Origin of the sequence: Salinivibrio sp. PR932, from assembly GCF_001996125.1 — a bacterium.
GTDB classification, from domain to species: Bacteria; Pseudomonadota; Gammaproteobacteria; order Enterobacterales; family Vibrionaceae; genus Salinivibrio; species Salinivibrio proteolyticus.
In genome coordinates this window covers 1-25,374 of the sequence record NZ_MUFM01000020.1, presented here as the reverse complement: position 1 = coordinate 25,374, position 25,374 = coordinate 1, and the positions used below count along the sequence as shown (strand labels likewise).

The following is a 25,374-nucleotide window of genomic DNA, read 5'->3' as shown; positions in this document are numbered from 1 at the left end:
ATTACAGTTTGTTTCTCGCACGCTACGTATTGTTCATTGTTCTTTATGGCCGGAGCGCTATGCGTATTCTGCCGGAAAACGTCGCCTACTTCGAGCATAGATTCGGATTCGGCCGCCTTTATATGATGAAATAAAACACCATAATCTGTTGCCAAGACAAGTGAAATTTCGCCCTTTTCGTTCACTTTTCTTCGAAACAAAGGTAGCTGACGATAAGCAATTGAATTTTAAATTCCGATGGTTAGAGTGACTGCAAGACATAAATGCAGGCTTGCGCAAGTGTTACGGACCAAAACTGACCAGCAAGAGTAAGCTGTAATTTATTTTCACATAATGTTACCAATCCATGTTGCTGCCAGACCGCGAATAGCGGCGAGAGATACTGAAACACGCTCATCCCTTGCCAAGGCGGTAACGTATCCGCGTGAAGCACACCCATATCTAATCCCGCTTTGATAGCATCATACACTCGACGATGCTCCACAGCGGCTACAACGCGCGCAATCGGCATGGTATTGGTTTGCATTGCATCGAGATAGGTTGCCAAGTCGCGATGTTGCATGATCCCGATACCGTCAATACTGCCACCGGCACCACACCCTAGCGGTAAAATATCGGCACCGTGCTTGGCGAGCCGGTTGTAACGACTTTGCTCACGTTGATCACGTGCCCAGTGATTGACACTGAGTCGTCGACAATCGTGTTGGTCCATCAAACTAACGCCCTGCGCAAACAAGCTGGCTTTTTCTGCCGTCGTTGCCGGCGGGGGCATTTTCCCTTGCTCGACCATGCGCAGCATCGGCGTATTTGGCGCCACCACCAACTGGTAGAGATCAATGCCATTGGCGCCGGTTTGCAGATAGTCGGCCACATCTTGCCTAAAGATCTCAGCCGTTTGATAAGGCAAGCCATACAATAAATCCACCACAATCGTCGCTTCCTGACGGGCACTCAATGCGTGAATACGCTCACGCACAGTGTCACCATCATCTAAACGTTTTGCCGCGCGGCGGACTTGGGTATTAAAGCTCTGTACCCCAAACGAGAAGCGGTTAAATCCCCCATCAAGCGCATGCTCGAACGCATTATCATCAAAGCCATTGATTCGCCCCTCAAGGGTGATTTCGCAGTCGGGCGTGAGCCAAAATTGGCGACGAATTTCCTGACCCAATTGCTGCAATTGCGCTGCTGACAACGCAGTGGGTGTTCCCCCACCGACATACACCGCCTCAAAAGGCTGCGCTTGGGTCCATGGCATCGCCGCTTTCATACCAAGCTCTTTGAGTAAAGCCGCGAAGTAGCTGTCAATCAGTGTGCGGCTCGCCGCATGTTGGAAAAAGTGACAATAAGTACACCTCACTCGACAAAACGGCACATGGATATATAAACACCGCGGTCCAGATTGCGCTGGCAGTGATAAAAGCTGTTGTGTAACAGCTGCCACTCCTTGTTCGAGCGGTAAAGGCATTTGATGGGTCGCCGCGTGGGCGTGTTTTTTCGGCGGGAAGGCAAAACGCAATGGATCTGGGGTATGCGTGCCCAAAATCGTCTCATCGAACGGTGTAAGATCAACCAACATAACGGCTCCAAGTATTTATACGCCGAATCCGGCTCTGTAATATAAATACAAGTGATACGCGATCTCATTTGTTGTTTTATTGATCTCACATCGCTCTGAGGCGCTGTTGATGTTTATTCGGTCAATTCGACGCGCCCCAGTGCACAAAGACCCGCTTTGCGACTGGGGAACCGATTAAGTATGGAGGGCGGGCTGCTTTTTAAAATCCGCAATGGCGTTGAGATGTGCCGATAGATTTTTAAACTTGTGAGTTTGCGTTTCATCCCAACGGACAGGATAGAAAGGTGACAACACTTGATAACTGCGGCGACTGTCGAGGACTTCATCCTCTCGCGATAACACCACCAATGCTCGTTGTTGATTGCGTTGACGAAAGTCTGTCACACACTTGGTGGCAATATCCTCATACTCTTCCGGCCGATCAATTTTGCCGGTCATATTCTCGTGCGGATATAAGTTCGGATTAAACAGAACCTGCTTGATCCCACACAAAAAGCCTAACCTTTCTGACCAATACGCGCCTAAGCCAACGCCGCAGATCAGTGGATTGGGATCCTGACTCGCGTCTAGCTGCGTCTGTACTTGTTTGAGCAAATGCTGCATGTCGTGTTTTGGATGCATGGTGCTGTAATTGATGGTACGCACGTCGTCATCAACGAATTGGAGCTGCAACACTTTCTCATGGTTGCCTGGGCTGGTTGAATCAAAACCGTGAAGATATAAGATCATGGAAAGCCATCCTTGGTTATCGCAAAGCTGTGACCCCTATCAATAGCATAGCCATCCTGACAGAAAAATGAGCAAGATCACCCTAAAAATAATCAGGGTATTTGGTGTAACCATGAGGTAGGTGCTTTGATGCATACAGCAACGCCCACGCCCTACCCAATCCAAGGGAAGAGGAACAGGACTAGCGGCTCATCTCGTTCAGACGCGTTTGCCACTCAATGAGGTTATCGACCAGTTGAGAACGCTGATCCTCATCAAGGCTACGGTCAAGGCGCAACAACCAATCTAACCGGCGTGAACGGTAGATGGCCATTTCGGTTTCCGTCTCCGGTCCTGCTCGCCATGCCACCACATCGTCCACCCACTCTGACAACGCGGCCTCAGTGTCGATCGACTGTCGATTTTTGATAATCGCAAAAAGGCGGCTGACTAAGCGCTCTCGTACCTGACGGAACGTTGGCATCGCCGCTTGCTGATACTCTGCCATTTCGGCAAACAAGGGCTGTTGATGACGCGCAGCGCTGCCAATCCACTCTTCCGTATCTTCCTCGAGATCATCACGTTGATAGGCAAATTGCTCATCTTTAGAACGCTTTGCACGTCGTTCGGTTGCCTCTTGAATCTCGTCTTCCATCCACTGGGTGAGCGCCTGCGCTTGCTGGTCATCAAAGCTATCAAGTAAACGCGCCGTCGCGGGCACAAACGCCTGTAGCGTCGCGTGGATCCGCGCTTTTACCGCCTCTTGATGGTCACGCAATTGCGCCATGGTATGTCGCTCGGTACTGTGGGTGGCGATCAGTCCTAAGCGTTCAGCTATCGCGGGTAACTCATGGGTTCGATGCCATTGCTGAATCTTGTCAAGGTCTGCTTTCACTTGGCGAGATTGCTCGGGGCGCAAGTTAACAATGTCATCGATGTAGTAATGAATCCAAAACGGCAAGGTGTTATACGCAAGCTCGGTGGTGCATCCGGTCAGGACGAGTAATAAGCCCCCTATCAAGCCATAGCGAAAACGCGACCTAGCCATTGCAACTCTCCTTATGATTCATCCATTCCCGCCAGTTGGCGATATAACCGCTGCGCTTGCTCTTGGTAAGTGCTGAGCCCATATAACGATGCGCCCACTTCATACCAGCATAGCGCGAGATAGTCGGCAAAGGGCAGCCATGCCTCTACCGCTTGGCGAACCGGTACCGAGCCCTCGATGCATCGCAACGCACAATAATCGGACACGACCAGTGCTGGTGTATAGCCGTTTGCCCGACAAAAAAGTGCAATGTCCAAACACGCACTGCCTAATCGCGCATATTCCCAATCAAGCACACAGGGCTCGCCATTTGGCTGAATAACCACGTTGTAACTACCCAAATCCATATGACACACCACAGGGGCGAGCGGATCTGTGGGTAATTGCCATTGACACCTGTCACTCAGCTGCTTGAGTGTTTGCTGCTTTGCCGAGGTCAACTGCTGCTCATAATGCTGGCATTGGGTGCGAACATCTTGCGCATCCAAACGGCCTTCCATGGAATGAATACGTACCAACACGTCGATCAGGATCGCTCGGCTCTCAACTGAATGCGGATCAAGGGATTCACCTTCCACCCAAGGGACCAAAAGCCCTTCTGACAACTGACAAACAGGTGCGGAGGCAAGTTGATAGGTAGCGGCCAGCGATTGCGCAGCCGCCTCGCGCGACCGAGAAATCGCAAAAGCGTCACTCACCTGACTTCGGGGCCGCCACACAAAGCGTCCCCCTTGTGAGTCATCAATCCGCAAACAGCGGTTGGTCAGGCCCCCTTCGAGGGGGGTAACACGCTGAATCGAAACGGGCGCTGAATAGTGCTCACACAACGCCGCTTCCAGTAAGCTTTTTAACGCGGGGGAAAGATTAACGACTGACAAAACGCTGAGTGTCCTGCCATTCAATCACACCTGTGGTCAAATCCATCAGCTGCAGTGATAAGGTTTTCTCTTCTTGCCCCGTGACCTTACCACCGAGCTGATACTGTGCCCCCAGTAAGCGTCCGTATTGCATCACCGTGGTCGGATCAATGAGAACCTGTCCCTCACCCAAACCTAACGACTGACGGACCACATCGACTTGCGCCTGTGAGACCGTTCCAATCAGCCCTTGTGCGGCAAGGCCTTGCTCTAGCTGTTTTGACACACCCACAGTATCAATATAACCGTCAGTCAGATTTTGTAGCGGTTGCACCAAAGTAACAGGGGCGCCTTGCAGGCTTTCACTGCCCATTAAGGACTGCACCGCGGCGCGCATGGCTTGACTAAAACTGCCATGCACCACCCCTTGCTGCACGGTGGTTTCTTTTGGCGCCGACGGCTGATAAATCGGCTGCGTGCGAGGTGCACAGCCTGCAACTGTGACAACAAATAGCCCCATCGATAATGCTTTTACCAATGCATTTGGCTTACGTAAAGCGGCCGTCAATGCGCAGCATGCGGACATAGAGATGACTCCGTAAATAAAAAATGAATAGACCAGAAAAGCGTGAAAAAGTGCCAACAAACAAGGGGATTATTCTGGTTGCATGACGGCTAAACGAAACTGCGAAACCTTGACATCAGGTATCGGCGCATGAATATCGCGCTGTGTATGGGGAGGAATGGTCACAGATTGCCAAGACGCCGCGGAGGTCGATAATTGGAGCCCTTGGCTATCGTACCAACTAAAGCGATACTGCATGGTTTGCGGTTGACTAGACGTATTTTCTAACCACACACATGCTTGCTTTCCGTTTGGGGTGCGACGAACCATCGTCTCTTTAACCCATAGCGACGTCGCCAGCTCTGGATCGGAAAAAACCACGGTTTGGTGTGGCGCAATGCGCAGGTCAGTCGACTGACTCCCTGCACAGCCCGCCAACACCAAGGCAAGTGCAATCATCAAAATTTGGATTTGATTTTTACACATCATTCACACCATCGTCGGCTTTGCCGTGGTTAACTCACCACCATGGGGCCCAGCGCGCGTCCGCCTACTAGGTGCATGTGAATATGGTACACCTCTTGGCCACCGTGTTGGTTGCAATTCATGATCAAACGATAGCCGTCTTCAGCGATCCCTTCGTCAGCCGCCAGTTTTTTCGCCACCGTTACCATACGGCCTAGCGCTAACTCGTCTTCAATATTGACATCATTGGTGGTGGGGATCAGTTTGTTTGGTACCACCAGAATATGCACAGGCGCACGCGGGTTAATATCACGGAAAGCAGTGACTAAATCGTCCTGATACAAAACATCTGCGGGGATTTCTTTGCGAATAATTTTGCTGAAGATGGTTTCTTCCGCCATGGTGTGCTCCCTTTTATAAATATAAACCCTGCCAAGTATGCGGTACCCCTTTGCCAAGGGCAATATGTACAGCGCAGTTGCATGCGACAATTTGGTCAAACTTGTGTTAATTGATGTTTATATCACCTTGTAAAATCAAGGGCTGAATCAGGTAATCGTTTGCGCTACTATAGCGCCGACGCCTTTACATGTAAGGATGACAACATGACCACCCTGCTATTTAAAAACGCTTCTGTCGTCAACGAAGGACAAGTTGTTGAGACCGATGTGCTGGTCGAAAACGGCCGAATCTCTCAGATTGCCCGCGATATTAGTGCCCCTGCCGCGGCAGACTGCCGTGTGATTGATGCATCAGGCAAACATTTGTTGCCCGGTATGATTGACGACCAAGTGCATTTCCGTGAGCCGGGATTCCCCAAAAAGGGAACCATCGCGACCGAGTCCAAAGCGGCCGTCGCAGGCGGTATCACCACGTATATGGAGATGCCCAACGTTAATCCCCCCACCACCACACTCGACGCCTTAGAAGAAAAGTATCAACGTGCGTCTCAATCCAGCCACGCTAACTATGCCTTCTATTTGGGCGCGACCAATGACAACATTGATGAAATTCGTCGCCTCGATCCGAACAGTGCCTGTGGTGTTAAAGTCTTTATGGGAGCTTCCACCGGCAATATGCTGGTCAATGATCCTGACACCCTTGACGCTATCTTCGCCGATTGCCCAACCTTGATCGCGACCCATTGCGAAGATACTCCAATGATCACCGAACTCGAGAACATTTATCGCGAGAAATACGGTGAGGACGTGCCGATTGATGCCCACGCGCACATTCGCTCCAAAGAAGCGTGTCTTAAATCCTCCCAGCTGGCGGTCAACCTCGCTAAAAAACACGGTACACGCCTACATGTGCTGCACTTGACCACTGAAGATGAACTGTATCAGTTTGAGCCTGCGAAAACGCTCGAAGCGCTTCAGCAAAAGCAGATCACCGCTGAGGCCTGTGTGCATCACTTATTCTTTAACCGTGATGATTACGCGACCAAGGGTACCTTGATCAAATGTAACCCAGCCGTCAAAGAAGCCCACCACCAACAAGCACTGATCAAAGCGGTGAAAGACGGTGTAATCGACGTGATTGCCACCGACCACGCCCCTCACACCTTTGAAGAAAAACAAAACAGTTACTTTAAAGCGCCGGCAGGCTTACCGCTTGTCCAACACGCGCTTCAAGTGGCGCTTGAGTTTTATCATCGTGGTATTTTCGATTTGCCTCTGGTGGTGCAAAAAGTCTCACACGCGCCAGCGGTGCGTTATCAGGTGAAAGAGCGTGGCTTTATCCGTGAAGGATACTGGGCCGACTTGGTACTGGTTGATCTCAACCAGACGCAAACAGTTGGTATAGATAACCTCTTCTACCAATGCCAGTGGTCACCGTTCGAAGGCCATACCTTTGGGTCAAGTATCGATATGACGATTGTGAACGGTCAAGTGGCATTCGAGCACGGTCAGCATAGTGACGAGCGCTACGCGACACGTTTAGAGTTCGATCGCAGCTAACCTAACAGGGCGTGCGAATTGCACGATTCGCACGCCTTTTATACGCTCGATGTCTGAGCCTCCCTGCCAAATGTTGCCCGCAAAATAAACCCCCCAAACCTTGCTTATCCTCCTGATTATTGACTATCGCGAACGCTAAAAGCCGTGATTTTGTCTGCGAGGTCAAAGTCTGACATGGCAAATCTTGCAGTTAATAACAGTTTGCTTTTATATCCGAATCGTATATTGTGTGGGTGATATATGGATATTCACGCTGCTTGGTATCAACATCTGATTATGTTGAAAAGCCGTGTTCGCAAGGAGAGGTAACCTAAAGCGCATTTCGGTTATCGCGGCACTCGTATCCTACCTCTTCCACTGGCGCAAGCTGTTCATTCTCCCTTAATGGGTAATGAGTCGCTCCAGCTGGCTGATATCCGCATCTAGGGGATATATTGTTGAGCTTGGCTCACAAATATCAACCCAACATGATTGACCCTGAGCAAGTGGGCATGCCACTCGCTCAGTCTCTAACAATCGAGCGCTAGCCCTGTATCAAGCATGCACGTGTAATGCCTTGATACCTTGTACGACAATCTTGGGCTGGCGAGTGACGTCGAATAATCAACCAGTGAGGTGATGATGTCTTCATCTGCTTCTAAGCCACTGCTTAGTGTCAATAATCTAAGCGTGTCATTTACCACGAACGATGGCATCGTTGATGCTGTAAAAAACGTCAGCTTTGACATCATGCCCGGCGAAACACTCGCCATTGTCGGTGAGTCAGGCTCGGGGAAATCCGTATCCAGCAGTGCCGTAATGGGCTTGCTCCCCAACAACGCCATCGTCAAACCAGACTCGCAAATCTCGTTTAACGACACCGATGTGTTGCGCCTTTCCACCAAGCAGATGCAAGCGATGCGCGGCAACCGTGTTGCCATGATCTTCCAAGAGCCGATGACCTCACTGAACCCCTACATGCGTGTCGGTGAACAGCTGACCGAGGCGATTCAGTGCCACCACCGCACCACACCTGCGAAAGCCAAAGAGCGCATTACCGAGTTGCTGAAATTAGTGCAGCTGCCTAACCCAACTGGCGCACTTGAAAAGTATCCGCACGAATTCTCTGGCGGCCAGTTACAGCGGATCATGATCGCAATGGCGCTGGTCAACGAGCCCGATTTGCTGATCGCCGACGAACCGACCACCGCATTGGACGTCACCGTACAAGCCGAGGTATTGAACCTGATCGGCGATCTGCAAAAGAAAATGGGCATGGCGATCATGTTCATCTCACACGATTTAGGCGTGGTGAAACACTTGGCTGACCGTGTTGTGGTGATGTGTAAAGGTGAAGTGGTAGAGACTAACGAAACCCAAGCACTGTTTGCAGACCCGCAAGAAGACTACACCAAGATGCTGATTGATGCAGTGCCTCGCGGGCGCAAAGAAGCGCCCCAAGAGGACGCAGAAAATCTCTTGTCGGTGGATAACGTCACCATCAAATATTTCTTGGGCGCTGACTTCTTTGGCGGCAACAAGCGCTATTTTGAAGCGGTGAGCAACATCAGTTTGTCACTACGCCGCGGCGAAACCCTCGGTATCGTGGGTGAATCTGGCTCCGGTAAATCCACGCTTGGGCGTGCCATTATGCGTCTGCTCCCCGTCGCGGAAGGCAGTGTGCGTTTTAAAGGCCAAGACATTCACGACATTAAAAACAGCGAAAACAAAGCGCTGTGCCGTGATATGCAGATGGTGTTCCAAGACCCATTTGGGTCGCTATCGCCACGCATGACGGTGGGTGAAATTGTCGCCGAAGGCCTTCGTACTCACTTCCCTGAACTGAGTAAAAAAGAGCGCCTCGATCGCGTTAAAGATGCGCTTTATGAAGTACGCCTTGATAGCTCTGCAATTAACCGTTATCCGCATGAGTTTTCAGGCGGCCAGCGTCAACGTATCGCGATTGCGCGCGCCCTGATCCTCAACCCAGCATTCATCCTGCTTGATGAACCAACGTCAGCATTGGACCGCTCCGTCCAGTTGACCGTCATCGACTTGCTGAAAGATATTCAGAAACGCCACAACATCGGCTATCTGTTTATCAGCCACGATTTGAGTGTGGTTCGAGCCCTGTCTGATCGCGTGATGGTGATGCAAAAAGGGAAAGTAATGGAAGCAGGTACGCCAGAAGAAATCTTCCATAACCCGCAACACGAATACACACGTAACCTAATTGCCGCCTCATTCGATCTCGACGAAGAGGAAGTCGCCTAACGCATACGCGTGGTGATACGGTTAAAAAAATGCGCCAAAATTGGCGCATTTTTTATTGCTGCTTATGACAGACTAGCTGTCCATTTCCGCAATTTTCACTTTCCAAGTATCCGGACCAATTTGGTGCGCGTTCTGCCCTTGCGAGTCAACCGCGACGGTCACCGGCATGTCTTCGACTTCAAACTCATAAATCGCTTCCATACCCAGATCTTCAAACGCCACCACGCGCGCTTTCTTAATCGCCTTCGATACCAGATAGGCAGCACCGCCAACAGCCATTAAGTAAACGGCTTTGTGGTTTTTGATCGATTCTACCGCCGCTGGACCGCGCTCGGCTTTACCAATCATGCCCATCAAGCCGGTTTCGGCGAGCATCATATCGGTAAATTTATCCATACGTGTTGAGGTGGTTGGCCCAGCCGGACCGACAACTTCATCACGAACCGCATCCACAGGGCCGACGTAATAGATAAAGCGGCCGTTAAAATCGACCCCGTCGGGCAACCCTTCGCCATTGCGTAGCATTTCTTGAATACGTTTATGCGCCGCATCACGCCCGGTCAGAATTTTACCCGAGAGTAAGACAGTCTCACCGGTTTTCCAGCTCTGCACATCTTCTTTGGTGACCGTATCAAGATTTACACGGCGGACGTTGTCGCCCACTTCCCACGTCACTTGCGGCCACTCTTCCAATTTCGGTGGAGTCAGGTCCGCCGGTCCAGTCCCATCAAGCGTAAAGTGCACATGGCGAGTCGCGGCACAGTTGGGGATCAAACACACAGGTTTTGAGGCAGCATGCGTGGGAGCCGTTTTCACTTTCACGTCAACCACAGTCGTTAAACCGCCAAGCCCTTGCGCACCAATACCTAACTTGTTCACACGATTGAAAATATCGAGACGTAGCGCTTCTTCGGCATTGCTTGGACCACGGTCGATAAGCTCTTGAATATCAATGTGCTCCATCAGCGACTCTTTCGCCAACACGGCCGCTTTTTCCGCCGTGCCGCCGATTCCAATGCCTAGCATCCCCGGAGGACACCAGCCCGCGCCCATTGCAGGTAAGGTTTTCTCCACCCACTCGGCCACATCGTCCGACGGATTGAGCATCACCATCTTGGTTTTGTTTTCTGACCCGCCCCCTTTGGCAGCAATTTGAATATCGACCGTATTGCCCGGCACCATATCAATGTGAACCACTGCTGGGCTGTTATCGCGGGTATTTTGGCGCTTACCAGCAGGATCAGCGACCACAGAGGCACGCAGTGGATTATCTGGGTTGGTGTATGCGCGTCGCACGCCTTCATCGACCATCTGCTGAACGGTCATATCATGGCGATCCCACTGTACCGCCATACCCACTTTGACAAAGCAGGTCACAATGCCGGTATCTTGGCAAATCGGACGTTGCCCTTCTGCCGACATGCGGGAGTTAATCAAAATTTGTGCAATGGCGTCTTTCGCCGCTTGGCTTTGCTCCTTGTGGTAGGCTTTTTCTAGGGCTTGAACAAAATCAAGGGGATGGTAGTAAGAGATATATTGCAGGGCATCTGCAACACTTTCGATCACGTCTTGCTGTTTAATTGTGGTCATCATTGCCTCTGGTGTCATTTGCAGGACCCAAAGCGGGTATCCAGTGTGGGGGAGCCTTCCCCTCGTTATTATCGTTACGTCTGTTGAGCACGCACACCCTGTGATTATAGAAGCCGCGGGTTTACATGACCTCGGCGGGTTTATTCAGTGTGCGTCTGCCGGAAAAGGCCTTGCTATGATACGCTTAGCGCTATTCTCGCGCCATACAGCGCATCAATCGTGATCACAAAAAAGAAGAATGCAGCCACAAAACGCCACTATGCTGACCACTACACCGATTCCTTACGCAACAGACTTGGCCCTCACCCTGTTTAATAACATTGCCCACCAGCCTTGGGCCATGCTGTTGCACTCGGCAACCCGTACCCATCCGGACAGTCGTTTTGATATTGTGGTCGCCGATCCTCTTGCCACCGTGACGGCGCGAAACGGTCAGGTTACCACCCATTACACCGCCAGTGGCGACACCCAAACACACATCGACGATCCATTTACATGGGTAAGTTCGCTTCAAGCGCAGCTACTCCCTGATATCGACGCTATCGAGCCTTGGCCTTTTATTGGCGGGGCGCTGGGCTATTTCGGCTATGATTTAGGCCGATGTGTGGAAACCTTGCCAGTCATTGCCCGTAATGAGCTCGATGTGCCCGACATGGCCGTGGGGATTTATGATTGGGCGCTGATTGTGGACCATCAACAGCAAACGGCAGTCGTAATTGCACCGGATAGTGACACACGTTGGGCATGGCTTAGCCGCCAGCAGGCGCCGCAAACCACGCCATTCGAGCTCACCGAAACCTGGCAAGCAAACATGAGCGAAGCGGAGTACACCGCCAAGTTCGCCAAGGTCAAAGACTACCTGCATGCTGGCGATTGCTATCAAATCAACTTGGCCCAACGCTTTAGCGCACGCTATCAAGGCGACGAGTGGCAGGCCTACCGCAAACTCGCCACCAGTAATGGCGCGCCGTTTTCTGGATTTATCCGCTTAGCTGACAGCGCTGTACTCTCGGTCTCGCCGGAGCGCTTTTTATCCGTGCACGACAAACACATAGAAACCAAACCCATTAAAGGCACACGGCCACGCTTTAGTGACCCTGAACAGGATGCTGACAGCGCCCACGCGTTGAAATCAGCCAGCAAAGATCGGGCGGAAAACTTGATGATTGTTGACTTGTTACGTAACGATATCGGTCGTGTCGCCTCGCCAGGTAGCGTTTCTGTGCCTAAACTCTTTGATATAGAGAGTTTTCCTGCGGTACACCATTTGGTCAGCACGGTCACCGGCACCCTGCCCGAGGACAAAAGTGCGCTTGAACTGCTACGCGCCGCCTTCCCGGGCGGATCGATAACTGGCGCTCCCAAAGTGCGTGCCATGGAAATTATCGAAGAGCTTGAGCCGCACCGACGTCATGTGTATTGCGGAAGTTTCGCCTACCTCAGTCGTTGTGGCCGAATGGACTCTAGCATCACCATCCGCACCTTGGTGGGGCATCAAGGTCAACTCCATGTCTGGGCAGGCGGTGGGTTGGTTGCCGACAGTGAAGCCGACGCGGAATACCAAGAAACACTCGATAAGGTCAGTCGTATCCTGCCCGTTCTAGCACAGTCTGATGGATAAGCGGCAGGAATAAAGAGAGGTTGTTATGACAGAGATTGCTCCCCCACGAATGTGGACATCACACCGCTTCGCGGCATCCATGCGTGCCTCAAGCCAAGGTGAGGGAGCGCCCACCGCAGAGCCACAATATGGGCTCGATCATAACCCACTCTTTATCGACCACCCTTTGCAGCACGTGGCGGCAACTCCTGCTTATTTCAGCGATCATACAATAAACAGCCGCCATCTTGCCGCCAGCCAAGAGAGCTTGTCGCCTACGGTGCCCCCACATTGGGAGCGAGGGGAGAAAAAAGCCCGTACACCACTGCAACCAAATGACATTCTCCAACGCTTTAGCCTCAGCCCACTGGCACGTCACGACAATCGTATTCTTAACCGCGTTCGACTCGCCCCCCGCATTCTACGCGGATTAGACTTTCAACCGGCAGCGGTACTGATCGGCTTAGTGGCGCGCCCCAACGGCATTCAGCTGATTTTGACCCGCCGCGCCGATCATTTAAAACATCATCCGGGCCAAGTGAGCTTTCCCGGCGGTAAGCGCGAAACGATCGATTGCGACAACATCGCGACTGCAACCCGCGAGATGTGGGAAGAAACCGGCATTCAGGTTGGCCGCGAACACATTATTGGCGAGCTTTGTCCTCTGCCCACCGTCACCGGTTACTACATTCATCCGGTGCTGGCTTGGGTGGATCCCCAGTACCAACTCATACTGGATGACAACGAAGTAGCCGAATGTTTTGAGGTGCCTCTTGATACCCTTTGCCAACCCGGCCATATCCGCGAGCAATCCTTCTATCTTTACGGACAATGGCATCCAGTTGCCGCGTTTTATCATCAAAACCGGTTAATATGGGGTGCAACAGCACAACTTTTGCGCGCGCTGGTCACGCAATTATCATTACATGTCTCTTGCTCAAGATAACCGCAAAAACCATGCAATAAGTACTGTTTTTAGTGCACATTGGTGCTTATTCAACCAACAAAAAACTTGACACTTTTGCCGATAATCTTGGCGGATCCCGTCACGTTAGGTGATTATCATCACACTTTGGTGCAATAGTTTCGCCTCTCTTTTTCATATAGCGATCCAGCTCTTGGTTTTCTGCGTGGAAATCGCCAGAATTCGCCATCCCTGATTTCTGTTCCCCTACACAATGTGAGTAGTATTGTTATGCAAACGACCTCGACCACAGGTACCAGTGCGACATCGCGCCTGCGCTGGACCAAACAAGATACGACTTGGGCGCTCTCTCTGTTTGGCACCGCGGTAGGCGCAGGTATCCTGTTCTTGCCAATTAACGCCGGCATGCACGGATTCTGGCCGCTCGTAGTGATGACGCTGCTTGTTGGCCCTATGACCTTTTTTGCCCACCGTGGCCTATCTCGCTTTGTCCTATCTTCAAAGAAGCCCGGCAGCGATATCACCGAAGTGGTTGAAGAACACTTTGGCGCGACCGCGGGTAAGATCATCACCCTGCTCTACTTTTTTGCCATTTATCCTATCGTGTTGATCTACGGCGTCGGTATCACCAACACCGTTGATTCTTTCTTAGTCAACCAGCTAGGTATGGCCTCACCGCCACGCGTGATCCTGTCACTGGTTCTGATCCTCGGTATGATGGCTATCATGCTGCTGGGTGAGAAAATCATGCTACGCGTGACCCAGTTCTTGGTTTACCCACTGGTCGGTATCTTGCTGTTTATGTCGCTGTACCTGATCCCAGAGTGGAACACGGCGGCGCTATCACAAGTCCCTTCCGTTGGTGACTTTACCATCACTCTTTGGATTTCTATCCCAGTGTTGGTCTTCGCGTTTAACCACAGCCCTGCGATTTCAGCGTTCTCAATGGCACAAAGCCGTGACCACGGTAAAGATGCCGAGCAGAAATCTGCGCAAATCTTGCTGCGTGCGGCAGGTATGCTACTTGGTTTCGTGATGCTGTTCGTGTTTTCTTGCGTACTGTCACTGACGCCTGCCGATCTGGCAGCGGCGAAATCAGAAAACATCGCGATTCTTTCTTACCTCGCTAACAAGCACGAAAGCCCATTCATTTCGTACCTAGGTCCTATCGTCGCTTTCGTAGCTATCGTCTCTTCGTTCTTCGGTCACTACTTAGGTGCTCGTGAAGGTCTGAACGGTTTGATCGTCAAAGTGATGCGTGGCGCCGATAACAAACCAGTCAACCGTAAGAAAATCGACGTGTTCACTGTGGTCTTCATGATCCTGACCATTTGGCTGGTTGCGACCCTAAACCCAAGCATTCTGGGTATGATTGAATCACTTGGCGGCCCAATCATTGCCACCATCCTATTCATTATGCCAATGTACGCCGTGAAAAATGTGCCAGCAATGAAGAAGTATTCAGGTACAATTAGCAACGCCTTTGTATTGGTCATGGGTTTGATTGCAATCTCAGCCATTCTTTACGGTTTGTTCTTCTAAATCGCAATAAAATGCGTGATAGTCATAGAGGTGACTATCGGGATGACTCAGTCAACCGCATCCATCGATGTTTGCGGTGATTCCCAAAAAATCAGGAGTGGGGTTTGCCCTGCTCCTGATTCTCATTACGAGCGCGGTATCGCTCGTTATCACAGTCAATACCACGGACGGATTGCGTAAACACTAAATCCATTGCCCTTAGGGCATTGACTGAGGTAAGACACATGATCAGTGTTTTTGACATTTTTAAGATTGGTGTAGGTCCTTCCAGCTCTCACACCGTTGGCCCAATGAAAGCCGGTAAATGCTTTATTGATGAGCTCGTCGCGAATCAACGTTTAACCGACGTCGATCGGATTAGCGTTGATGTCTACGGCTCTTTGTCTCTCACCGGTAAAGGCCACCACACCGATATCGCCATTATCATGGGCCTTGCAGGCAACAGCCCTGAAACCGTTGATATTGACTCTATTCCTGGCTTCGTCAAACGCGTCGAAGACACCGAGCAATTGCCGCTGGGCGAACAGCAGCATGTGGTCGCTTTTCCGCGTGAAGGTGGAATGAACTTCCATACCTCTAACCTCTCCTTGCACGAAAACGGTATGCAAATCCATGCGTGGCAAGGTGATGAGTGTGTGCTGAGCAAAACCTACTACTCGATCGGCGGCGGTTTTATTGTCGAAGAAGCCGAGTTCGGTCAGCCTGCCATGCAAACGGTGGAGGTCCCTTACGACTTCAATACCGCAGACGGCTTGTTGGCGCTCACGCAAGAAACCGGTTTTTCCATCAGCGGTTTGGTAATGGCCAACATGCGTGCCATGCACAGCCAAGAAGAAATCGATACCTACTTTGCTGACATTTGGAAAACCATGCAGGCGTGTATGAACCGCGGCATGGAAAACGAAGGGGTACTTCCGGGACCTCTGCGTGTGCCACGCCGTGCCGCTGCGCTGCGTAACCAGTTAAAAACCAGCGAAAAATACAACATTGATCCGATGGCCGTGGTGGATTGGGTGAACATGTTCGCCTTTGCCGTCAACGAAGAAAACGCCGCCGGTGGCCGTGTCGTAACCGCACCAACCAATGGCGCGTGTGGCATTATCCCTGCCGTGCTGGCCTACTACGATAAGTTTATCGAAACCGTCGACAAGCAAACCTACACCCGCTATTTCGCTGCATCCGGTGCAATTGGTGGCTTGTATAAGCAAAACGCCTCGATTTCTGGTGCAGAAGTCGGCTGCCAAGGCGAAGTAGGCGTTGCCTGCTCGATGGCCGCAGCTGGCTTGGCAGAGCTGATGGGCGGTAGCCCTCACCAAGTGTGCATGGCGGCAGAAATCGCTATGGAGCACAACCTCGGTTTGACCTGTGACCCAGTTGCGGGCCAAGTGCAAGTACCTTGTATCGAGCGCAATGGTATTGCCGCGGTGAAAGCGATTAACGCCTCTCGTATGGCGCTTCAACGCTCTTCCGAGCCACGTGTTTCTTTGGATAAAGTTATCGAAACCATGATGGAAACCGGTAAAGACATGAATGCAAAATACCGTGAAACATCGCAAGGCGGTCTTGCGGTTAAGGTGATGTGCTAACCGTCTTTGACGCGATAAGCACCGTTCACACGGTATAAAAAAGCCCGAGTTCGTCATGAGCTCGGGCTTTTTGTTTGGGCTTTTCGCTATAACCTATTACGCCTCAGCGAAGCCACGATAACCGCGTGAGCCTATACGCCCACGCGGTATAGCGATTAAGCGGCGTGTTGCGCCACAGCTGCCTGTGGCTGTTTGTCGCCCACTGGCAAGATAGTGCGACCATATTCTTCGTTTAGCACTTGCGCCATCGCGAAATAGATCGCGCTTAAACCACACACAATCCCTTCAAAGCCTGCAATGGTGCCAATAAAGGCACTGCCGGTGAAATCACGCGCGGCAAGCAGGAAGAACAGTACCGTCAAACTACCGAAAACAAACTGCTTGGCGAAGCAATAGCGCAGTGAGCCGATAAACATAAAGCCGGTAAACAGACCCCACATGACCAAATACCATCCCATAAATGCGGCTGGGCTGGCCTCAGCAATGCCAAGCTTTGGCATCACAATCAAACCAACCAGCGTCAGCCAAAACAGGCCATATGAGGTAAACGCTGTGGTGCCAAAGGTGTTGCCCTTTTTAAATTCCATGATGCCCACGATCACTTGCGCGAGGCCTCCGTAGAACAGGCCCATCGCCAAAATCATGCTATCAATCGGAAAGAACCCTGCGTTATGAATGTTTAACAGCACGGTTGTCATACCGAAACCCATCAACCCCAAAGGCGCTGGATTAGCCAATTTGTTTTCCATAGTTACCCTACTTCGAAAAAATATGATTCAAAAGTCAAAAACTGTGCTCACAACCCTAAGGAAAAATGATCGTACAGCACAAAAACGCGGCAATATTACGGGTTATACCAAGGATGTAAATAGGTTTTAGCGCATTAAGGAAAAATCCAACTTTAAGCCAACAAAACAGTGAGAAAACTTAGGCATATTGCGCCCAAAAACATAAAAAAAAGCAGCGCAATGCTGCTTTTTTACACGGTGAACACTAAAGGGAAACTTGATGCGTTTAGCGGGTGCTAAAGCCCTGCTTATTCACAAAATCCTTCATAAATGGTCGCGACTCTTTTTCCAATGTTGCCGAAATTTGCTCGCTCCATGACATATCTTTGTTGCCCCCTGTGCGGGTTTGATAATATTCGCGCACTTGCTGATCGTACTCACCAAGCGCTGTTTCATCCATCGCTTGGTAGCTGTTCTCATGCACTAACAAAGATGCAGGCAACTTAGGCTTGCGCTCCGGATCTTGAGCGGGCACACCCAAACACATTCCGAATAAAGGCAACACATGTTTAGGTAATGCCAACAACTCAGCTACGTTGCTCGGCTGGTTACGTAGGCCACCAATATACACGCCCCCGAGCCCCATGGATTCAGCCGCCACCATGGCGTTTTGCGCCATCAGCGCGCTATCAATCGCACCGATAAGCGTCTGCTCGGTAAAACCTAGTTGGGCATTTGGATTGATTTGCTCATGGCGATGGAAATCGGCACACCACACTAAAAATTCCGCACAGTCGGCCACATACGCTTGGTTGCCCGCGTATTCCGCCAATAAGCGTCGTTTTTCTTTGTCCGTCACACGAATAATGCTGGTGCATTGCAAGAAGCTTGAGCTGGATACCGCGCGCGCCGCATCAATAATCTGGGTCAATTGCTCGGGAGAAATCGCGTCTTGAGTAAATTTACGAATAGAGCGGTGAGAAAGCAGTGTCTCAATCGTTGGATTCATGATGGGTCCTTTCAATCGGTATAACATCAGGTGATACGGGTATACACTTTTCTATACGGTGTCGCAAACCACTGCTCTGCCTACTATTCCGCCATATTGTTAGCCATCCGCGTCACACAAGGCCTTACGGGCGGTGAAAAAGAACAATCGATTTTTTCTATCAATGCAAAAGGTAATTTCGTCTTTTTTCTTACCCAGGGATCGGGCATAGTAAACCCATTGACGCTAAAGGAGATGACTATGTTCGTCGTAATTTTTGGCCGCCCTGGCTGCCCATTCTGTGTTCGCGCAAAAGATTTGGCTGAAGAATTGAAAACAAGCCGCGAAGATTTCAACTACCGCTATGTGGATATCCACGCAGAGGGTATTAGCAAAGCCGATCTGGAAAAAACCGTCGGTAAACCGGTTGAAACCGTGCCACAAATCTTTGTTGACCAAGAGCACGTTGGCGGCTTTACCGAATTTGAAGCCTACGCCAAAGAAAACCTCGGCCTGTATCAAGAATAAGGCGCCGATAATCTTACTAAAAAGCCAGCATCTCGCTGGCTTTTTTATACTCAACACTATCAACGCATTTACACGTCTGGACGCTCTTTCACCTCTTTGAGGCTTTGAAGATTTTCGTTGATTTTAAAAATCACAATCATCAACTCACACCAAATTCTTGCTCCTACTGCACCGGCAACAATAGTAAATAGGCCCATGGCAATGTTTTCCAGCCGCACCCCACCGTAGCCTCCAAACATAGTGCCTAGCCCCGAAGCTAATGCAATCAGTAACAACAGCCAATACAGTCCGGTGACCAGTTTTGGCGTCAACATCGAATTAAAAAAGAAGATAGATTTCACAGTTTGTTCCTTAATAAAAATGAGAAAAAGGGATTCGAATCAGCCACTATTCATAATAGCTCCAGAGCCTGAGCACTTTCACCACCGGTTCATCCTCGGGGACTTGATAGACCAAGCGATGTTGAATATTAATACGGCGTGAATAGGCACCACTGAGATCACCGACAAGCTTTTCAAACGGAGGAGGTTTATGGTAGGGATCGTCTTCAATCAGTGCTAACCAACCCTCATCGCATTCATCCGTCGCGAACATCCGCTCACTCAAGCCGCCGCGTTGGCCGTCACCTTTGCAAATGCGGTTTCCAACACCGCTTTGGGTGGTTGCAATAAAAACACCTCATGAACCAGCTGAGTTAATGCCTCGACGCTATCGATGCTTTTATCGGTGACAAGTTGCCCTGCCGCATCCCAGACCAAAAACTGCTGATTACGAATCAAATAGCGGTGTGAAGCGGTGATCAACGACACCACGAGGTTATTGACGAAAATGGCATCTAAGTGTTGATGAGAATAGAAATGCGCCACTTCAAAGTCGGCTTCTACTACGTCGTAAAGCTCAACCTCGTACAGTGTTAGTGGCGGTTGATCGGGCTCGTGTAATACCACCGTCACCACATCGCCATTGCGCGTGATTTGATAAGTATCGTGCCCGATGACACAGGTGCGCTGGTTGATATTGAGTAATCCGCGAGGGGTTTTATTGCCAAAACCCACATCAACTAAATAGGTTTCACCATTGAGCTCAACCACATTCATTCGGTGAGTACGGGGATTGGTGGGCTTACCATTGAGCATCACCCGCGCCAGCACACTGCGCACCTTAAACCCCAAATGTTTAAGGGCAAGGTAGGCAATCTTATTATGCTCAAAGCAATAGCCACCTTGTTGGTTCACCACCAATCGTTCAAACAAAGCATCCGTCTGCAAAGAAAGTGGCTGCCCCGCCAAGGCATTAAGGCTAGAAAACGCATACCGCGCCAAGTGCTTTTCAATAAGCTCAGTAACCAGTGCCACGCCCTTCGCCTCACTCAACGCGAGGCGATGTAAATACTCTTCAATCATGGGTGCTGATGTCATCGTCGACTCCTTATGTGAATGGCACCAGATTAACCCCTCAAGTTGGGTTGAGGTAAAGCCTCACGCAGGATTGCGACTAAAAGCAGAGCGCAGCAATCCTAATCCTGCCAGCGCAAAGATCCCAGAAACTACTCGCTCAACCCAATGCGCCACTTTTTGGTAGACGTTCATCACGCCGTTGATTGAAAACAACAGGGAGTACATCCCATTCACCAAAAAGCCGACCAGCATACAAGTCAGCACCGCAGCGACAAGAAACAACCCATCACTGCTTGAACCCATTCCAACCGACAAAGCCGCCATCCATGCCACCACGGTTTTAGGATTAGAGGAATTTAGAACCACGCCACGAACAAACCATTTTCGGTATCCCACTTCTTGGTGATCGTTTGTGGAGACAGTCGCGGCGGCGTTAAAGGATGATTTAAAAGAAAGATAAGCCAGCCATAGAAGATAAACGCCACCCGCGATTTTTAGCAGCATGAGTAAATACACCGACCCTTGCAGCACCACCCCCAAGCCACTGGCGGCGACAATGCCCCAAAAAAGCAGCCCAATAGATAACCCTGCGCCGTAAACAAGGCTGACTTTTCGCCCCTTACTCATGGCGACGGTTGCATTGGAGATGTTCGCCGGCCCCGGAGAGACCGCGACAACAAAGAATGCGAACCCTATTGAAACCAGTGATAAAACGTCAGTCATCCTTGCTCCTTATTATCGATGTTGTGTCTAGAGTGGTTTTTCCATCGGCACGCAGTCTAAACGGATCCCTTTTGGGGCGTGATACGTTGATATCTCATCGCCCACAAAGCCGCATGCACGGTAAAAAGGCGCTGCATTGAGGGTGGATTCGAGCGTTAGCAATCGCAAGCCCTGTTCTTTCGCTAGGTGCTCTAAAAACTGGAGCATCTTTTTCGCCGCGCCCCTGCCACTGTAATCTGGCTCAACAAAGATGGCATCAACTACACCAGTTTGTGTGTTGAGCTTACCGCTACCGATAACCTGCCCGTCTATTTCAGAGACGTAAAACGTATCGACCACGTCGGTAATAAAACGCTCAGACACGCTACCCTGCGTCCAAAGTGAAAGCTGCTCTTCCGTATAGTGTGCCGAACACTTTGCTAAAATAGCTCGGTTTCTTAAATCAAAAATAGCTTGTGCATCGTTTTGGCTAGCTTTTCTAATGATGATCAAAACGCGTCCTTGTTTGGTTAAGCTGAGTGACTTTCTGTTATGCCGTGAGGGTAAAGAGTTTATACTTGTCTGGCTAAGCGGAGTAAGTCTAGTATCATCTTGATGCCTTTGTTAGCAATTTGTAGCCCACAGTGCGCCTAATAAATCATCTGACCATTCATATATATAACTATTGTCATCAAGTACTCTTAGTGCAATATCCTGTAAGTCAGGCGTTTTTCCAGCGTGTAATGATTCATTTTCAGCTATAAAATCAGACAACGATGGTATATGATGTTTTTTCGATTGTTGGAAGTAAAAGCTGAATTCTCCTTCCGATGCTGAAACCATAGATGGCGGCGAGTATATGTTATTTACTGAAATTGGTGTGTTATCAGTTAGATAAGACACAGCAACATTGAACTCTGACACCATATTTAAACGCGCACTTATATGTAACAAATATATGGCCGAGTTCAAACCATGCCAGCAAACACCTGTTTCACTGAGTATCTCAACTAATATCGGTACAAACGCCTTAATATGAGAATCTTTGTTATGTGATAACACAATAATTGCTGTAATCAATTGTGGAGCACAGCCAAGTATAAAATCATCATAGTCACATGACAGCCCGAATGCAGGAGTAATCATAGGTATTTTTGAATAACTATTCTGCCATGTTAAGAGATGTTGAGACCAACGTTCTTTTTCTTCTGATTCGATTGATATGCCAACCATCATTGAGCAAATAATTGGATAGCACCATTGCTGCCCAAGGTAACTATCAAAGGCAGCATTCTCAAAAAACGTAGTCGATTCAGCATAGAATAAATCAATAACACTAGGAATCAATTCTTTATTTGATCTTGCGATACGGACAAACGATGGAATAATTTCAAAATTTGATAGCCCGAGTTCTGCTGCACATAGTAATACTTTAACCCTATCTACCTTATTTACCCATGGTTCAGATGATAATAACTCCCACAAATTAGTATAGTTAATATCTTCTTTAATTCTTACGTGCTGTTCTAGTACATCACAAAGAAACGATACAATATCGCCACCACCCATAAAGTAAATTCTATAGTTATTCCTTCCGTATTGTGACTCTAAATTTCGGGGGCGACTAGAATTACTTCCACCTTGAGAAACTAAATGGAAGARAAACAATGGCTTTTCAAACTCTCTATTTTCTTGAGCATATACTTTTAGAGGATTATTTGTCATCCCATTTGTTGCTCTGCTTTCCACTTCAAATATAAATAGTGGAAACCTATTTCCTTTTTTTGAAAACCATGCGACATCAACAGCTGGAGCTTCTCCATATGAAGGACGATCGACCGGAAACTCTTTCTCAACAAAATATCCCAACATCTGACCAAGTTCATAAATCCCATCTATTAATGATTGGCCTAAATATAATTTATGTTCTGACATGGATTTTACCATCCAATAAAGGTTGTTAACGCTCCCATAACCCGTGACCGACCAAAGTGTCTGTTGGGCTTGCCGCTCGCGGCAAGTCCAAAAGGCGCGATGGAAGGATGTAGGGTTGATAGGCTTGTTAGTTTTCATTTCCTGCTATTGTGCCAGTTCTTGGCAGAATTCAAATAGCCCTCTTGTTCCATTATTTTTTTTACAAACTCTTCAACTAATTCATTAGAGTAGTAATGATATTCAGGATTCTTGTTTTTGTAATGATATCTATTATCAGACTGCTTCCATTTATTTTTTGCTAGAACAGCTTCAAAGCAGTTTTTGTTAATCAATGGTTTACCGGTTTTTGAGCATAGCTTAACTAAGTGCTTCTTGAGCTTTTCAGTATCATACCGTTCGTGAAGACGGATGTTTATCTGGTTAATGGCGTCTTTTTGTAGCAACGGATGTGATTTAGACCGGTCCACAGGTTTTTCAATAACTAGAGCCTTTTTCAAACCCTCGATACCTTCATCAGCTCTAGCAATCGCAATAGTGCTACCATCTTCTGCATCCGTCGCAAAGACTAGCTTAACATTCAGAGGGATAGCAAACTCAATATCATCACTACTCTCGACATCCTGCTGTACTGAAGAAGCCAACTCGATAATTTCGCTCGCGACATCTCCATAAGTCGACTTCATAATTGAAACGGGAGGAGATTTGAACTCACCAACTAAAGAGATCATTCCTGCATGACTGCTGTTTAAAAATGACACCTCAGTGAACTCTTCGAATTTCGAGGTGTAATTAAGAACGCCAGATTGAAAGACTCTCGACATAATCCCTTGTATTTCTGGCATTAATAGATGTACAGCTTGGTCTCTTAGGTATGCAACTTGTTCAATATTCTTTTTAACATTGGACTTCTGAGTGTAGACTTTTTCTAAGCAATCTCTAAGGGATATCGTTTCTTTCAAGCCCTTTTTACCGACTTTACGAAAGATACTTTTCTCTCCATCCCGCTCAATAAGAACCGCCTTTAAAAACTGTTCCCAGGCAGTACAAAAGCACATAACAAAAGCATCCATCCGGTTCTCTAACGAAGGTCTATTATATAGTTCTAATGCTAGGAGCATGTTATCTCTGGATTTACTCAAAAGTGCTTTGGAAAGTTTTGATTTGCAATTATGCCCTAATCCACGCCTATGCTTGCTTTGAGAAAGAAGTTTTGCAAATTCAATATCTGAAACATCCAAGCTGTTAGATGCTTCAAATATCCCATCATCAACTTCGCTGATGAAATCAGCTAGCTGACCTTTATTCCAATAGGTGTCAAAGGTGGCAGGTTTCCAACCGGTAGCCTCTAAGATATCATCTTTGCCAAATTTCTGGCTGTCCGCTTCCATTCTCTTCAAAAAACTAAGCAGAGCGGATAATGTTTTACTGACTCTCACGCTAACTCCTTTTGAAAACTAACGAATGAGATGGATTTCTTCTCTTGAAAATCTGCCATATTTAGGTACAGCCTTCGGTACCAAAGATTCCATGTTTACTCAACTCTCTCATGGCGCTGATCCAGTCAGGCACCGTTTTCTCTTCACACAGTGAAAGAGAATGGTAAGTCAAGGTAAGAAGGGTTTGCCAACAGATGAACACATCAGTATATGCCTAAGAAGTGCATTGTTAGCATAATAAATTAACGAAGTCTCATTTTACTTCTTGCTTATTATGGCCCATTTTATTTAAAGTAAAATTTATCTGCACTACCCTTACCAAAGTATTTCTCATATTCCTGAGCGGCATATGAATCCATCATGCCTGATATATAGTCCGTGACTAATCGCGTTTTACAGTCATTGATCGCACGCAGTTCTGGTGGTAGTAAGATGTTCTCTTTGTTGTAAGTTTCATCAGAATAAACCTCAAACAAGCCACGAATAATCTGCTCGCCTCTTCGCTCGTAAAGTTGAATGTCTTTCTTACGAAGAATTGCTTTAAACAGTAATTTTTTAAGCCCCTCGGCTAGCTTTGCATGATTATTGTAACCTAAACGACCGTCAACTAAACCAATGTCAGAGCATAAGGTATTAACTATTTTAGATGTCAGCTCCTTTTTGAGAACAATTGCATACTCTTCTGATGTGCCACTGCTATTAGCTTTCATCGCTTCACTTTGCGCATTTTGCGCAATATTATCCATAGCAGTATACGCACATTTAAACTTGTCGCTAATGCTAAACTCATGAACTATTTCACCTAAACTAATCATACCAAAGCTTAAGGCGTCCTCTAGGTCATGCGCTGCATAGGCAATTTCATCCGCTAAATCCATTATTTCAGCATCGATACTCTTAGTGATAGAAACTTCTTTTCTTTCGAGTTCACCTTTTAAAAAATCATAATCGGCATCATATAAGAATTTGTTACTGTTATTC

Annotated in this window: 24 protein-coding genes and 1 pseudogene; 7 read left to right on the top strand and 18 right to left on the bottom strand. The window is 48.7% G+C overall.

What is annotated here, in order from left to right; all coding sequences use genetic code 11:
- Positions 1-241: 241 nt before the first annotated feature.
- From hutW to hinT, 7 genes are all read right to left on the bottom strand, one after another.
- Positions 242-1,576 (bottom strand): heme anaerobic degradation radical SAM methyltransferase ChuW/HutW, encoded by a 1,335-nt coding sequence (hutW, locus tag BZG84_RS10725; RefSeq protein ID WP_445177054.1) that lies wholly within the window; start codon positions 1,574-1,576, stop codon positions 242-244.
- A 177-nt stretch (positions 1,577-1,753) separates the two neighbouring features.
- Positions 1,754-2,308, bottom strand: coding sequence for an alpha/beta hydrolase YcfP (gene ycfP, locus BZG84_RS10720; protein WP_077480378.1), 555 nt, complete (start codon positions 2,306-2,308; stop codon positions 1,754-1,756).
- 181 nt (positions 2,309-2,489) lie between these two features.
- Positions 2,490-3,335, bottom strand: coding sequence for a DUF6279 family lipoprotein (locus BZG84_RS10715; protein WP_077678189.1), 846 nt, complete (start codon positions 3,333-3,335; stop codon positions 2,490-2,492).
- 11 nt (positions 3,336-3,346) lie between these two features.
- Entirely contained in the window at positions 3,347-4,213 is an 867-nt protein-coding gene (locus BZG84_RS10710; RefSeq protein ID WP_158011486.1) for a phosphotransferase, read from the bottom strand.
- Complete coding sequence (locus tag BZG84_RS10705; RefSeq protein WP_077662008.1) at positions 4,200-4,778, bottom strand: hypothetical protein; 579 nt, start codon at positions 4,776-4,778, stop codon at positions 4,200-4,202. The genes BZG84_RS10710 and BZG84_RS10705 overlap by 14 nt, the downstream gene beginning before the upstream one ends.
- 69 nt (positions 4,779-4,847) lie before the next feature.
- The gene (locus BZG84_RS10700) at positions 4,848-5,246 is read right to left on the bottom strand and encodes a YcfL family protein (RefSeq protein ID WP_077662009.1); all 399 of its coding nucleotides are present in this window, start codon (positions 5,244-5,246) and stop codon (positions 4,848-4,850) included.
- 26 nt (positions 5,247-5,272) lie between these two features.
- A complete protein-coding gene (gene hinT, locus BZG84_RS10695; RefSeq protein WP_069587271.1) occupies positions 5,273-5,623 on the bottom strand; it encodes a purine nucleoside phosphoramidase in 351 nt (116 codons plus the stop codon).
- A 204-nt stretch (positions 5,624-5,827) separates the two neighbouring features.
- On the opposite strand from hinT, the gene BZG84_RS10690 reads away from it, so the two are divergent.
- Together BZG84_RS10690 and BZG84_RS10685 are read left to right on the top strand one after the other, a co-directional pair.
- Positions 5,828-7,183, top strand: a complete 1,356-nt coding sequence (locus BZG84_RS10690) for a dihydroorotase (protein WP_077678187.1) — start codon at positions 5,828-5,830, stop codon at positions 7,181-7,183.
- A gap of 621 nt (positions 7,184-7,804) precedes the next feature.
- A complete protein-coding gene (locus BZG84_RS10685) occupies positions 7,805-9,436 on the top strand; it encodes an ABC transporter ATP-binding protein (RefSeq protein WP_077678186.1) in 1,632 nt (543 codons plus the stop codon).
- Between the two features lie 72 nt (positions 9,437-9,508).
- Here BZG84_RS10685 and BZG84_RS10680 read toward each other — a convergent pair whose 3' ends face one another.
- On the bottom strand, positions 9,509-11,026 hold the full coding sequence (locus tag BZG84_RS10680; protein ID WP_069587318.1) for a fumarate hydratase: 1,518 nt from the start codon (positions 11,024-11,026) through the stop codon (positions 9,509-9,511).
- Between the two features lie 238 nt (positions 11,027-11,264).
- Between BZG84_RS10680 and pabB the strand changes: the two genes are divergently transcribed.
- The 4 genes from pabB to BZG84_RS10660 all read left to right on the top strand — a co-directional run bounded on the left by pabB (position 11,265) and on the right by BZG84_RS10660 (position 16,679).
- Positions 11,265-12,647, top strand: coding sequence for an aminodeoxychorismate synthase component 1 (gene pabB / locus BZG84_RS10675; RefSeq protein WP_077678185.1), 1,383 nt, complete (start codon positions 11,265-11,267; stop codon positions 12,645-12,647).
- A gap of 25 nt (positions 12,648-12,672) precedes the next feature.
- Positions 12,673-13,572: an NUDIX hydrolase gene (locus tag BZG84_RS10670; protein ID WP_077678184.1), complete on the top strand. Its 900-nt coding sequence runs from the start codon at positions 12,673-12,675 to the stop codon at positions 13,570-13,572.
- A gap of 249 nt (positions 13,573-13,821) precedes the next feature.
- On the top strand, positions 13,822-15,093 hold the full coding sequence (locus tag BZG84_RS10665) for a serine/threonine transporter (protein ID WP_069587267.1): 1,272 nt from the start codon (positions 13,822-13,824) through the stop codon (positions 15,091-15,093).
- Positions 15,094-15,317: 224 nt separating this feature from the next.
- Positions 15,318-16,679, top strand: a complete 1,362-nt coding sequence (locus BZG84_RS10660) for an L-serine ammonia-lyase (RefSeq protein WP_077481776.1) — start codon at positions 15,318-15,320, stop codon at positions 16,677-16,679.
- A 155-nt stretch (positions 16,680-16,834) separates the two neighbouring features.
- On the opposite strand, the gene BZG84_RS10655 is transcribed toward BZG84_RS10660, so the two are convergent.
- Positions 16,835-17,428 carry an acetate uptake transporter gene (locus tag BZG84_RS10655; RefSeq protein ID WP_069587264.1) on the bottom strand — a complete coding sequence of 198 codons (594 nt, stop codon included), beginning with the start codon at positions 17,426-17,428 and terminating at the stop codon, positions 16,835-16,837.
- A 265-nt stretch (positions 17,429-17,693) separates the two neighbouring features.
- A complete protein-coding gene (gene nfsA, locus BZG84_RS10650) occupies positions 17,694-18,416 on the bottom strand; it encodes an oxygen-insensitive NADPH nitroreductase (RefSeq protein ID WP_077481774.1) in 723 nt (240 codons plus the stop codon).
- A 240-nt stretch (positions 18,417-18,656) separates the two neighbouring features.
- On the opposite strand from nfsA, the gene BZG84_RS10645 reads away from it, so the two are divergent.
- Positions 18,657-18,923 (top strand): GrxA family glutaredoxin, encoded by a 267-nt coding sequence (locus tag BZG84_RS10645; protein ID WP_069587260.1) that lies wholly within the window; start codon positions 18,657-18,659, stop codon positions 18,921-18,923.
- Positions 18,924-18,991: 68 nt separating this feature from the next.
- Here the strand turns inward: BZG84_RS10645 and BZG84_RS10640 are convergent, their stop codons facing one another.
- The 8 genes and pseudogenes from BZG84_RS10640 to BZG84_RS10605 all read right to left on the bottom strand — a co-directional run.
- The gene (locus BZG84_RS10640) at positions 18,992-19,264 is read right to left on the bottom strand and encodes a DUF4282 domain-containing protein (protein ID WP_077481772.1); all 273 of its coding nucleotides are present in this window, start codon (positions 19,262-19,264) and stop codon (positions 18,992-18,994) included.
- 46 nt (positions 19,265-19,310) lie between these two features.
- The gene (locus BZG84_RS10635) at positions 19,311-19,529 is read right to left on the bottom strand and encodes a Txe/YoeB family addiction module toxin (RefSeq protein WP_198536727.1); all 219 of its coding nucleotides are present in this window, start codon (positions 19,527-19,529) and stop codon (positions 19,311-19,313) included.
- Positions 19,526-20,341, bottom strand: coding sequence for an arylamine N-acetyltransferase family protein (locus BZG84_RS10630; RefSeq protein WP_077678183.1), 816 nt, complete (start codon positions 20,339-20,341; stop codon positions 19,526-19,528). Before BZG84_RS10630 ends, BZG84_RS10635 begins: the two co-directional genes overlap by 4 nt.
- A 60-nt stretch (positions 20,342-20,401) precedes the next feature.
- A complete protein-coding gene (locus BZG84_RS10625; RefSeq protein ID WP_077481766.1) occupies positions 20,402-21,043 on the bottom strand; it encodes a LysE family translocator in 642 nt (213 codons plus the stop codon).
- A gap of 27 nt (positions 21,044-21,070) precedes the next feature.
- On the bottom strand, positions 21,071-21,535 hold the full coding sequence (locus BZG84_RS10620) for a GNAT family N-acetyltransferase (RefSeq protein ID WP_077678182.1): 465 nt from the start codon (positions 21,533-21,535) through the stop codon (positions 21,071-21,073).
- A gap of 111 nt (positions 21,536-21,646) precedes the next feature.
- The gene (locus BZG84_RS10615) at positions 21,647-22,957 is read right to left on the bottom strand and encodes a hypothetical protein (protein WP_131826266.1); all 1,311 of its coding nucleotides are present in this window, start codon (positions 22,955-22,957) and stop codon (positions 21,647-21,649) included.
- 134 nt (positions 22,958-23,091) lie between these two features.
- A complete protein-coding gene (locus BZG84_RS10610) occupies positions 23,092-24,393 on the bottom strand; it encodes a DUF3644 domain-containing protein (RefSeq protein WP_077678180.1) in 1,302 nt (433 codons plus the stop codon).
- Positions 24,394-24,677: 284 nt separating this feature from the next.
- Positions 24,678-25,374, bottom strand: a pseudogene (locus BZG84_RS10605) (deoxyguanosinetriphosphate triphosphohydrolase); the annotation flags it as partial.

Excerpts from the sequence above, each read along its gene's own strand:
- BZG84_RS10685 (WP_077678186.1), top strand. The coding sequence starts at position 7,805 with ATGTCTTCATCTGCTTCTAAGCCACTGCTTAGTGTCAATAATCTAAGC.
- BZG84_RS10655 (WP_069587264.1), bottom strand. The coding sequence starts at position 17,428 with ATGGAAAACAAATTGGCTAATCCAGCGCCTTTGGGGTTGATGGGTTTC.
- BZG84_RS10665 (WP_069587267.1), top strand. The coding sequence starts at position 13,822 with ATGCAAACGACCTCGACCACAGGTACCAGTGCGACATCGCGCCTGCGC.
- BZG84_RS10705 (WP_077662008.1), bottom strand. The coding sequence starts at position 4,778 with ATGTCCGCATGCTGCGCATTGACGGCCGCTTTACGTAAGCCAAATGCA.
- BZG84_RS10670 (WP_077678184.1), top strand. The coding sequence starts at position 12,673 with ATGACAGAGATTGCTCCCCCACGAATGTGGACATCACACCGCTTCGCG.
- BZG84_RS10625 (WP_077481766.1), bottom strand. The coding sequence starts at position 21,043 with ATGACTGACGTTTTATCACTGGTTTCAATAGGGTTCGCATTCTTTGTT.
- pabB (WP_077678185.1), top strand. The coding sequence starts at position 11,265 with ATGCAGCCACAAAACGCCACTATGCTGACCACTACACCGATTCCTTAC.
- BZG84_RS10700 (WP_077662009.1), bottom strand. The coding sequence starts at position 5,246 with ATGATGTGTAAAAATCAAATCCAAATTTTGATGATTGCACTTGCCTTG.
- nfsA (WP_077481774.1), bottom strand. The coding sequence starts at position 18,416 with ATGAATCCAACGATTGAGACACTGCTTTCTCACCGCTCTATTCGTAAA.
- ycfP (WP_077480378.1), bottom strand. The coding sequence starts at position 2,308 with ATGATCTTATATCTTCACGGTTTTGATTCAACCAGCCCAGGCAACCAT.
- hinT (WP_069587271.1), bottom strand. The coding sequence starts at position 5,623 with ATGGCGGAAGAAACCATCTTCAGCAAAATTATTCGCAAAGAAATCCCC.
- BZG84_RS10715 (WP_077678189.1), bottom strand. The coding sequence starts at position 3,335 with ATGGCTAGGTCGCGTTTTCGCTATGGCTTGATAGGGGGCTTATTACTC.
- BZG84_RS10660 (WP_077481776.1), top strand. The coding sequence starts at position 15,318 with ATGATCAGTGTTTTTGACATTTTTAAGATTGGTGTAGGTCCTTCCAGC.
- BZG84_RS10645 (WP_069587260.1), top strand. The coding sequence starts at position 18,657 with ATGTTCGTCGTAATTTTTGGCCGCCCTGGCTGCCCATTCTGTGTTCGC.
- BZG84_RS10680 (WP_069587318.1), bottom strand. The coding sequence starts at position 11,026 with ATGACCACAATTAAACAGCAAGACGTGATCGAAAGTGTTGCAGATGCC.
- BZG84_RS10630 (WP_077678183.1), bottom strand. The coding sequence starts at position 20,341 with ATGACATCAGCACCCATGATTGAAGAGTATTTACATCGCCTCGCGTTG.
- BZG84_RS10690 (WP_077678187.1), top strand. The coding sequence starts at position 5,828 with ATGACCACCCTGCTATTTAAAAACGCTTCTGTCGTCAACGAAGGACAA.